The following is a 9,151-nucleotide window of genomic DNA, read 5'->3' as shown; positions in this document are numbered from 1 at the left end:
TTCCAAGAGCTCGAATGCTTTTCCCAGAATCTCCTGCGCCGCCTCGGATTGCGCGACCTTCTTCTTCAAAGCCTCGTTCTCCTGGCGCAGCCGTGCCAGTTCCGCACGATCACGACTATCCATCCGTCTCGGTGACCTTTCCGCTGCAGCAACCATCGACGCCGTCAATTCTCCCCGAGCTCGAGCCTGCCGCCACCGATCGACCGTTGTCGAGGCCAGATCGAACTCCCGCAACAGCCGGGCCTTCGAGCCCCGCTCCACGCATTCGTCCCACCGGCGGAGAACCTCCACCCGGAACGACAACGGATACGACCGGCTCCCACTCGCGGTCCGGCCGACAATCATCAATTCGCTCATGTTCTACTTCGCTTTCCCCACACCCTCACCAGATGTCTCACGACCATCCTGGCAAGCAGCGAACTGCACCCGCGCGACACCAATGGACCCGCGCGACCAGAATCCGGTGGGCGGATGCCCCGGTGCGGCGAGGACCACTGGCATAGGCTGGCGCCATGACCGACCCGGATCCTCGCCGTTCCCGCCGCACATCCGTCGTGGCCGCTGTCGCACAGGTGGTGCTGGGCCTCTTCCTGTTGTTCGCCGGCATCGGGCACCTCACGGTCGCCCGCGAAGCGTTTCAAGCGCAAGTGCCTGCCTGGCTTCCCGTGGATGCCGACGTCGTTGTCGTGGCATCCGGGGTGGTGGAGATCCTGCTCGGTTCGTCTTTGCTCCTGCTGTGGCGCTGGAGGGCTCCGCTCGGCTGGGTCGTGGCCGCGTTCTTCGTGGCGGTCTTCCCCGGCAACATTTCCCAGTTCGCAACAGGGACGGACTCGTTCGGTCTGAACGATGACCTCAGCCGGGGCATCCGTCTGCTGTTCCAGCCGTTACTCGTGCTCTGGGCCCTGTGGTCCACCGGTGCGTGGCGCTTCTGGCGGACCACGCGGAGAAACCGTGCGAGCAACAATGCTTCGCGGGTAGCGTCGGGGTCATGACCATCGACGTGCCGACCTCGCTCGGGCCCGGGCGGCTCACGGTGAGTCCGGCGGCCCAGCCTCGGGCACTCGTCTGGCTCGGCCACGGTGCCGGCGGGGGGATCGGCGCTGTCGATCTCGCGGCACTTGCCTCACGTCTGCCCGACCTCGGGTTCACAGTCGCCCGCTACGAGCAACCCTGGCGAGTGGCCGGGAAGAAGATCGCCCCGAGACCGGCGACCCTCGACGTGGCCTGGCGGGAGACGGCACCGGCGGTCGCCGAGTTTGCTTCCGGGCTGCCGATCGTCGTCGGCGGCCGAAGCGCCGGAGCACGCGTCGCCTGCCGCACGGCGAACGACCTCGAAGCTGCCGCGGTGCTCTGTCTCGCGTTCCCGCTGCATCCGCCCGGCCGACCGGAGGTTTCACGGCTCGAAGAGTTGCTGCTGCCCACCGTTCCGGTCCTCGTGCTGCAGGGCGACCGCGACACCTTCGGAACGGCGAGCGACATCGAGCGCGAGGTCGGCGGTGAACGCACGATCCGTGTCGTGCCCGTTGCGGGCGCGGACCACGGGATGAAAATACTGAAGTCGTCAGCGCTGACCGCAAGCGATGTGGCCGCTCTGGTGACGGCATCCGTCGCGGACTTCGTGGATGGCGTGATCGGCTGAGCCTGCGCCACCGCCGCAACGATGTTCGTCGTGCGCGAATCGACCTTTCACCGGACGTTGAAGGTCGATTTGCGCTCAATGAACGAGCCGACCTTCGCCGGCCGCAGGTCGCGTGGCCTACGCCGCACGGACCTCGATCTCACCGGGTTCCGCGCCGTCGACTCCGAAGACGAGTTTGCGGTTCGCCACCTTGTCGCTGAAAAACCGGTCGTGGCTGACCACGACAACCGCACCGGGGAAGTGCACGAGCGCCCGTTCCATTACCTGGGTGCTGGGCATGTCGAGGTGGTTGGTGGGCTCGTCCAGGATCAGAACGGAGGCACCCGAAAGGAGACACTGCGCCATCGCTACTCGAGCGCGCTGGCCGCCGGAGAGGTTGCCGATCCGCTGCTTGAGGTCAGCCTCGGAGAACTGGAACATCGACAGGAAGCGACCCACCGACTTGCGGGTGGCCGCGAAGGCGAGGCTGCCCGGCGCAGCGTTCACGGCGTGCGTGATGGTGTCGTCGTCATCGAGGTCGGCGAGCATCTGGTTGTACGAGACGACGCCGGAACCCTTGGCCCAGATTGCCTCCCCTGAGTCGGCCTTCTCCTCACCGGTCAGCACCCGCAGCAACGTCGATTTGCCGCTGCCGTTCGCCCCGAGCACGACGATGCGGTTGCCACGCCGGATCTCGAAGGTCAGGTCGGAGAAGAGCAGGTTGTCCCCGTAGGACTTGGAGAGCCCGGTCACCCGACAAAGAATGTCCTTGACGTGCAGCCCGCCGTAGATCTCGGTGATGATCTGGTCCACCGGGCGAGGAGCACGTGACTTCTTGATCCCTGACAGCTTCTTGTCCAGTCCCCTGCTTGCCGCCTTAGCGGCGGCACGCCGGTCGGCGATTCCCTCCGCCTCGAAGGCCAGCAGCTCGGACTCATGCATGAATTGCTGCTCGAGCGTCTTCAGCCGGAACTGCTTCTGCACCACATATTCGGCGAAGTTGCCGGGGTACTCGTGAAGGTGGAAATTCTCCAGTTCGACGATGCGAGTGACAACGGAGTCCAGGAAGGTGCGATCGTGCGACACGATGATCGCCGCGCCGCGGAAATCGCGGAACCAGGCTTCGAGCCACTCGACACCGGCAACGTCGAGGAAGTTGGTCGGTTCGTCGAGCAGCAGCACATCGGGCCGCTCGAGCACGATCTTGGCGAGTGCGGCACGGTTGCGCCAGCCGCCGGACAGGTCATCGATCGGGCAGCTCCGGTGCGCCTCGTCAAAGCCCAGCCGGGTCAGCGCCTCGTCGATGCGCCGCGGGTAGTCCCAGCCGTCAAGCCTGTCCATCTCCTCGAACAGCTCGCCCTGGCGGCCGATCAACGCATCGAGATCGGCGGCCGGGTCGGCGGCGATGGATGCGTCGATCGACGCCAGTTCGGCTTCGACCGCACGGATCTCGCTGAACACGTCGTCGAGCACTTCAGTGATCGTCGCGGTGCCGTCGAGTTCGGAGAACTGCGAGAAGTATCCGATCCGGATGCCGTCATCCAGCGTGAGCGTTCCGGCATCCGTCGACACCTGCCCGAGGATCAGCTTGATGAGAGTCGTTTTCCCTGACCCGTTGCGGCCGATCAGGCCGACCCGGTCGCCGGTTTCGAGGCGGAAGAACGCTTCGCGAAGCACCGGGGTGTTCTCGAATCGCACATGGACGTCGTTCAGTCGGATCAGGCTCATACCTGCTGCCTCCTCAGGGGAAATGTCGTTGAGGGCCGGCGGAACCTGAACGTTGGAGCGAGTCCACCGTAACCGACGCGGTTGCTAGTGGGTGTCGTCGACGAGCTTCAGTCCGACGACACAACCGATGAGCCCGAGCAGCAACGCGATCCGAACCCACGAGACATCCGTGTCACCGGTGATCATGGACCACGCGACGGTGAGCGCCGCTCCGATTCCAACCCAAACCGCGTAAGCGGTGCCGATCGGAATGTCGCGCATCGCCCAGGCGAGGCCGCCCATACTGAGTGCCAGGGCGCCGACGAAGAGGACGCTCGGCCAGAGTTTGGTGAATCCTTCGGACTTGCCGAGCGCTGTCGCCCAGACGGCTTCGAGCACTCCGGACGCGATGAGAATGACCCAGGACATGGCTGACTTTCTGGCCAGTCTTGTCGCTCTCCGGGTACTGATCCCTCGTCCGGGGCCGCTCTCCGCGACCTCCTGAAAGGTTAGCAAAGCCACCTGTCTGTGCCCTGTGCAGCGCACAGCGAAACGGGCGCACAACCCGTTTCCGTGAACATGTCGGACCAATGTGAGAGAATTGTCAGTAGCCAAGCTCGCGGCTCCGGTTGTTCCTCCCCATGTGGAACTTCCGTCCGCGCGCCCATGGAATCTGGTTCGACAGCAGGATCGTCGACCAGGCAATGGGACGACCGTCTCTGCTGGAATGAACTCGTGTTCGTCCTGCTGCTGATGTCGAGTGTGGCGCTTCTTGCGCACCCGGAGGTACATTCCATGCAGTTTTCCGAAGGTCAGACTGTCGTCTACCCGCATCACGGCCCAGCCACTGTCGTCCAGATTTTCTCGCGCACGGTGAAAGGCGCCGAGATCAGCTATCTCAAGCTCGAAGTTCACGATTCAAAACTGTCGGTGAGCGTGCCGGTGGCCAGTGCCGATCAGGTCGGCATCCGTGCCGTTCTCGACGCAACGTCGATGGACGCTCTCTTCGACGTGCTCCGGGCGCCAACGGTGGATGAGGAGACCAAATGGTCCCGCCGCATGAAGGACAACCAGGAGAAGATCAAGGTCGGCGACATCTTCACAATCGCCGGTGTGGTTCGTGACCTGACCCGTCGGCACGACGACAAGGGACTCTCCCTGGCCGAACGGGATCTGCTGCGTCACGCGCAGGGTCCGCTCATCACCGAGATCGCGCTGTCACTCGGCATTGCCACCGACGCAGCTGAGACGGCTCTTCATGATGCACTGGCCTCCGGCGCGACGACCGGTTCCGCAAAGTCGAACAGCGCAGCGGCGTAGCACTCACAGCGCTCATCGGGCGAAAGCGGATGCGATGACTCTCGACGTGAGACCGGCACACGACTTCGACGACGTGGCCACCATGCTTGGCCCGAGGAACCCCCAGTCGTCGGTGTGCTGGTGCCTGTCGTGGCGGTTGAGCTCGACAGAGAACCGAGAGCTGGCGGGGCCGGCGCGGGCGGACAAGGTGCGGGAACTGTGCTCACGACGATTGGCCCCGGGGGTACTCGCGTACCTCGACGGGGAACCGGTGGGGTGGGCCGGTGTCGCTCCGCGCTCCGAGTTGCACCCCATCGCCAATTCACGCAAGATTCCGCAGCTCGACCACCTGCCGGTCTGGTCGCTCTGGTGCATCCGGGTTCGACCCGGATTCCGCAAGCAGGGTGTCACTCAGTCGCTCATCGCGGGGGCTGTCGACTACGCCAGAGAGTCCGGCGCACCGGTCGTCGAGAGCTATCCGGTCGACAACAACGGGGCACGGGTCGACCAGACCATGGCTTTCGTTGGCACGCGAAGCATGTACGAGCGAGCTGGCTTCACGAAGGCTGCTGACACGACCTCGGTCTCGGGAGGCTTTCCGAGGATCCTCATGCGGCGGACGCTCGACTGACCCGCTCCGGTCCACTCCGGCCCCTCATCACCTGTCGGTAGGGCGCTCACGCGCCCCCCACAAAGGGCTCCCGCGTACACGCCGGCAGCACTACGGTGTGCTCATGAGTCCGACAAAGAGCCAGGCGGCGGTGCTGGAGATCGGCGACCGCGAAGTGCAGATCTCGAATCCCGACAAGGTGGTGTTCCCCGAACCGGGCCTGACGAAACGTGATCTGGTGCAGTACTACCTGACCGTCGCCGATGGCGCGCTCCGTGGTGCAGCGGGCCGGCCCATGGTGCTCAAACGCTTCGTGAAGGGCATCGACCAGGAAGCATTCTTCCAGAAGCGAGCGCCCGAGAAGCGACCGGAGTGGATCGAAACCGCCACACTGCAGTACGCGTCCGGCAATTCGGCTGAGGAAGTCGTCGTGCGGGATGCCGCAGCGCTGGCCTGGGTGGTGAATCTCGGATGCATCGATTTGAATCCCCACCCGGTACGGGCGGAAGACCTCGACCACCCGGATGAACTCCGCGTCGACCTCGATCCGATGCCCGGAGTGGACTGGCGGCAGATCGTCGACGTCGCGATGATCACCCGGGAGGTGTTGAGCGACCACGGCCTCGTCGGCTGGCCCAAGACATCCGGATCCCGCGGCATGCACATCTACGCCCGGATCGCGCCCCGTTGGGACTACCGCCAGGTGCGGCTCGCCGCAGAGACGCTCGCCCGAGAGGTAGAACGGCGTGCGCCAGGTCTCGCGACCGCAAAGTGGTGGAAGGAGGAGCGTGGCGAGAGCGTGTTCGTGGACTTCAACCAGAACGCAAATGACCGCACGGTCGCCTCCGCGTATTCGGTGCGTGCGTTACCGGATGCACGCGTGTCGACGCCGCTGGACTGGGACGAGGTGCCGGGATGCCGACCTGAGCAGTTCACTGTGCGTTCGGTGATCACGCGTTTCGCTGACCGCGGCGATGCGGCATCCGGAATCGATGCCGCAGTCGGCAGTCTGGACGCATTACTCGCCCTGGCCGAGGAACTGGGTCCGGCTGAGAAGCCGCCGAAATCCTCCGACGGCTCGGGGCGACGTGCGTTGACGATGCCACTGATCGAGATCGCTCGGGCCAGGACGAAGCCCGAGGCCCTCGAGGGACTCGAGCGGTGGAAGTCCAGGCATCCGGACGTCCTGGCGCTTCTCGAGCCGGCGGACGTCCTGCTCGACGGGATGCGGGGATCCAGCTCGCTCTGGTACCGGATTCGTGTGAATCTCCAGCATGTGCCCGAGAACGCGCGCCCGGAGCAGGCGGAGCTCGAGGTCGACTACGACCCGTGGGCCGGGAAGAACGCACCCACGCCCTGACGAAGCGCGTCGGCGTCGATCGAGGCGCTGGACGCCGTCGCGGAACAGCGGGAAGATTCGTGTCAGGCTTCTCTCGAGGAGGTGCTCGTGGACCCCTCTGGCGCGGTCGCCCGACGCAAGCTGAAGGCGCAGAAGTCGCGCGCCTGTGCAGTGGTCCTTCTCTGCGCCGCTCTGTTGGCCGGCATCGGCGTCTGGAACGCTTCCTCGCTTCGCGCCGATCCAGACGACGATCCCGGCGCCTCTCCGATCTCGGTGTTCACCTTCGTCTCCACCGGCATCGTGTTCGTCGAACCGGAGTTTCTCGATGTCGTCTGGAGAAACATCCGCGGTGACGAGAAAATCATCGGTGATGTGCCGTGGCGTAACCGTGGCCAGGCGCGTCCGAGCAATTCAACCGGCTCGCCGGCATGGCGGGAGCATCGCGAGATCGTGGGGAACCCGGATCACGACCTCGTCTCATGGGTTGAGACGACCGACGGGCAGCGCGGAGACCTGGTCGTTGTGGAAGCGAGCACCGGTGGGGTGCTGGCCCGAACGCCTATTCAGGCGCCTCCTCATCATTTCGTTGTCATCGCATCGGTCGACGAGGAAACGGTTCATTTCGCGACTCCAGATCCGGGAACGGGGTTCCCCGACGTTCCTGGTCCGGTCATCTGGGTCTGGCGTTGGGCGGCAGGCGAAGATCCCGGAAATCTCGGAGTCGACCGTTTCTACAACGACGTCAGCGCCGGAACGTCGGCAGTGTACGGCCGGAACGGGGTGGAGTTCGAGGACGAGAACCGCCGGATGCTTTCGACCGTCGCATTCCCGGACGATTCGCCCACCAACTTCGGAGGCGCACTCAGTCCCGACGGCACGTACTGGTACGGAGCGGGAACGTCGAAGATCGTAGAGACGGCAACGGGCACCGTTATCAATCTCCCGCGCGCACCCGAGCGAAACTATGGGTGGACCGGCGCTGCCGAGTTGACCCGGACCAGGCCCCTCACCGTGTGTTCGGCCGTCTCAGGACTGTGCCAGAGGCAGGCTGGCATCCCCCTCGACGTCTGCCAACGTTATGGCATCGTCTGCGGAGATAACCTGCCCGTGAATTAGACATAGGCGCTCCACATCATCCTTGACGAGCGCAGGAGCCTGAGTAACATGACCCCATGTTCGGTCGGAGCGTCGCACGCCCACTGTTCGCCGCCGTATTGGGCGCGCTTCGGCACTCCCCCGACACCTGACACCCGACACAGAGTACTCGGTGGTGCGCATCGATCGGTGATCCGTCGTTGCAGCGCTGGATGAAAGGAGATCGCCATGTCCGGTCGGATCCACATCGACCACTTCACGACACTCGACGGAGTGGCCCAGGCTCCCGGAGGCCCTGACGAGGACACCGAAGGTGGGTTCGCATTCGGAGGGTGGCAGGCACCCCTTATCGACGACACCGTCGGCGCGCAGGTAGACGAGGGGATACAGGCCATGGACGCTCTTCTCCTTGGCCGGCGAACCTACGACATTTTTGCCTCGTATTGGCCGCATCAGCTCGATGGACCTGAGTCGGGAATCGCACGCAAGTTCGACGCGATCCCGAAGTACGTTGCGTCGCGGGGCGCACCGGAACTCGGATGGCGCGACTCGCATCTGCTCGGCAGCGACCTACTCGCAGAAGTGTCGGCGCTCCGCGAGCGGCACCAGGAAATCCACGTAATCGGTAGCATCAACTTTTCGCGCACTCTCGTCGCCAACGGCCTGTTCGACCAGTTGAACCTGTGGGTGTACCCGATCGTCGTCGGTCCTGGCAAACGTCTGTTTCCCGACGATGGACCACCCGCGTCACTGGAGCTGCTCGCTGCAGAGGCTGCATCCGAGAAGGGCGCGGTTCTGCTGCGTTACGGCTGGAGAGGTTCTGCTCCCGAGACAGGATACATGAGCTGAGGAGACCGCGACCCGACGTCGAGGTGTCTCAATGCTGGGCGACATCACCTCGCCGACAGCCGGCTTAGCCAGCGCCGTCGGATGTGCACTGACGACAAACCGACTGATGTTCATCAGCGTTGCGTACTCGTCTGCAGACGGGTGCGGAGCACCTTGGGACGGTTTCAGCGGAGCCGAACATCTGGTCGTGGAGGTCGTGCATCCGTTGACCACCGCCGCATCACCGGCCGGGAGCAGCGCCCGCACGCATCCTCTGGGTCGCACGGATTCCGGGCAGCGGTCATGTCGGCCGGCAGGGCGAGCACTGTCTTCCGGCCCCGGTCACAGCTAACCAGATGTGCCGTCATTTCGGCCGAAGAGTCCGCCACTCTCCCAGCGTTCACGTTCGAGACGGTGCGGGTGCCGATGATGACACCTTCGACGCCGGCGCGCGGCATGGTCTGCCATCCGCGTCGGGTGCCGACACCCATCTTGTACAGGGTGCGGGAGACGACTACGTAGTCGCCGATCTGGTGGGTCATGAGTTACGGCTTTCGCGTTCAGCCCGGTTGGCGTCGATCATCACCGTGCGACTGGTTGTGACCAGTGCCGATGCATCTTCGTACTCTTTCTTCGGAGCGGAGCTTGGGAGAAC

At 64.5% G+C, this 9,151-nt stretch carries 11 protein-coding genes and 1 riboswitch; of the genes, 7 read left to right on the top strand and 4 right to left on the bottom strand.

Annotation, left to right across the window (positions count from 1 at the left end; translation table 11 throughout):
* Positions 1-261, bottom strand: a 261-nt coding sequence (locus tag ACLQ62_RS10500) for a hypothetical protein (RefSeq protein ID WP_411721583.1), incomplete at its 3' end; no start/stop codon positions are given.
* Positions 262-512: 251 nt separating this feature from the next.
* On the opposite strand from ACLQ62_RS10500, the gene ACLQ62_RS10495 reads away from it, so the two are divergent.
* On the top strand, positions 513-992 hold the full coding sequence (locus tag ACLQ62_RS10495) for a hypothetical protein (protein WP_411721582.1): 480 nt from the start codon (positions 513-515) through the stop codon (positions 990-992).
* Positions 989-1,639: an alpha/beta family hydrolase gene (locus ACLQ62_RS10490; protein WP_411721581.1), complete on the top strand. Its 651-nt coding sequence runs from the start codon at positions 989-991 to the stop codon at positions 1,637-1,639. The genes ACLQ62_RS10495 and ACLQ62_RS10490 overlap by 4 nt, the downstream gene beginning before the upstream one ends.
* Positions 1,640-1,756: 117 nt before the next feature.
* Here the strand turns inward: ACLQ62_RS10490 and ACLQ62_RS10485 are convergent, their stop codons facing one another.
* Positions 1,757-3,346, bottom strand: a complete 1,590-nt coding sequence (locus ACLQ62_RS10485; RefSeq protein WP_411721580.1) for an ABC-F family ATP-binding cassette domain-containing protein — start codon at positions 3,344-3,346, stop codon at positions 1,757-1,759.
* Between the two features lie 84 nt (positions 3,347-3,430).
* Positions 3,431-3,754 carry a DMT family transporter gene (locus tag ACLQ62_RS10480; protein WP_411721579.1) on the bottom strand — a complete coding sequence of 108 codons (324 nt, stop codon included), beginning with the start codon at positions 3,752-3,754 and terminating at the stop codon, positions 3,431-3,433.
* Positions 3,755-3,763: 9 nt separating this feature from the next.
* Positions 3,764-3,827, bottom strand: a riboswitch (guanidine-III (ykkC-III) riboswitch).
* Between the two features lie 293 nt (positions 3,828-4,120).
* Here ACLQ62_RS10480 and ACLQ62_RS10475 point away from each other — a divergent pair.
* The 5 genes from ACLQ62_RS10475 to ACLQ62_RS10455 all read left to right on the top strand — a co-directional run bounded on the left by ACLQ62_RS10475 (position 4,121) and on the right by ACLQ62_RS10455 (position 8,517).
* The gene (locus tag ACLQ62_RS10475; protein WP_411721578.1) at positions 4,121-4,645 is read left to right on the top strand and encodes a CarD family transcriptional regulator; all 525 of its coding nucleotides are present in this window, start codon (positions 4,121-4,123) and stop codon (positions 4,643-4,645) included.
* Between the two features lie 34 nt (positions 4,646-4,679).
* A complete protein-coding gene (locus ACLQ62_RS10470) occupies positions 4,680-5,255 on the top strand; it encodes a GNAT family N-acetyltransferase (protein ID WP_411721577.1) in 576 nt (191 codons plus the stop codon).
* Between the two features lie 103 nt (positions 5,256-5,358).
* Positions 5,359-6,594: a non-homologous end-joining DNA ligase gene (gene ligD / locus ACLQ62_RS10465; RefSeq protein ID WP_411721576.1), complete on the top strand. Its 1,236-nt coding sequence runs from the start codon at positions 5,359-5,361 to the stop codon at positions 6,592-6,594.
* 87 nt (positions 6,595-6,681) lie between these two features.
* Entirely contained in the window at positions 6,682-7,689 is a 1,008-nt protein-coding gene (locus tag ACLQ62_RS10460; RefSeq protein ID WP_411721575.1) for a hypothetical protein, read from the top strand.
* 207 nt (positions 7,690-7,896) lie between these two features.
* The gene (locus ACLQ62_RS10455) at positions 7,897-8,517 is read left to right on the top strand and encodes a dihydrofolate reductase family protein (protein ID WP_411721574.1); all 621 of its coding nucleotides are present in this window, start codon (positions 7,897-7,899) and stop codon (positions 8,515-8,517) included.
* Positions 8,518-8,681: 164 nt separating this feature from the next.
* Here ACLQ62_RS10455 and ACLQ62_RS10450 read toward each other — a convergent pair whose 3' ends face one another.
* A complete protein-coding gene (locus tag ACLQ62_RS10450; RefSeq protein WP_411721573.1) occupies positions 8,682-9,038 on the bottom strand; it encodes a hypothetical protein in 357 nt (118 codons plus the stop codon).
* Positions 9,039-9,151: the final 113 nt, after the last annotated feature.

It is taken from the genome of Mycetocola sp. (assembly GCF_046716805.1).
Lineage (GTDB): Bacteria > Actinomycetota > Actinomycetes > Actinomycetales > Microbacteriaceae > Mycetocola_A.
Note: the sequence above shows the minus strand (reverse complement) of the source record. Positions and strands in the feature narration are given on the sequence as shown.

What these genes read in the sequence shown, in the direction of transcription:
- ACLQ62_RS10495 (WP_411721582.1), top strand. Translation starts at nt 513, where the DNA reads ATGACCGACCCGGATCCTCGCCGTTCCCGCCGCACATCCGTCGTGGCC.
- ACLQ62_RS10490 (WP_411721581.1), top strand. Translation starts at nt 989, where the DNA reads ATGACCATCGACGTGCCGACCTCGCTCGGGCCCGGGCGGCTCACGGTG.
- ACLQ62_RS10485 (WP_411721580.1), bottom strand. Translation starts at nt 3,346, where the DNA reads ATGAGCCTGATCCGACTGAACGACGTCCATGTGCGATTCGAGAACACC.
- ACLQ62_RS10480 (WP_411721579.1), bottom strand. Translation starts at nt 3,754, where the DNA reads ATGTCCTGGGTCATTCTCATCGCGTCCGGAGTGCTCGAAGCCGTCTGG.
- ACLQ62_RS10475 (WP_411721578.1), top strand. Translation starts at nt 4,121, where the DNA reads ATGCAGTTTTCCGAAGGTCAGACTGTCGTCTACCCGCATCACGGCCCA.
- ACLQ62_RS10470 (WP_411721577.1), top strand. Translation starts at nt 4,680, where the DNA reads ATGACTCTCGACGTGAGACCGGCACACGACTTCGACGACGTGGCCACC.
- ligD (WP_411721576.1), top strand. Translation starts at nt 5,359, where the DNA reads ATGAGTCCGACAAAGAGCCAGGCGGCGGTGCTGGAGATCGGCGACCGC.
- ACLQ62_RS10455 (WP_411721574.1), top strand. Translation starts at nt 7,897, where the DNA reads ATGTCCGGTCGGATCCACATCGACCACTTCACGACACTCGACGGAGTG.
- ACLQ62_RS10450 (WP_411721573.1), bottom strand. Translation starts at nt 9,038, where the DNA reads ATGACCCACCAGATCGGCGACTACGTAGTCGTCTCCCGCACCCTGTAC.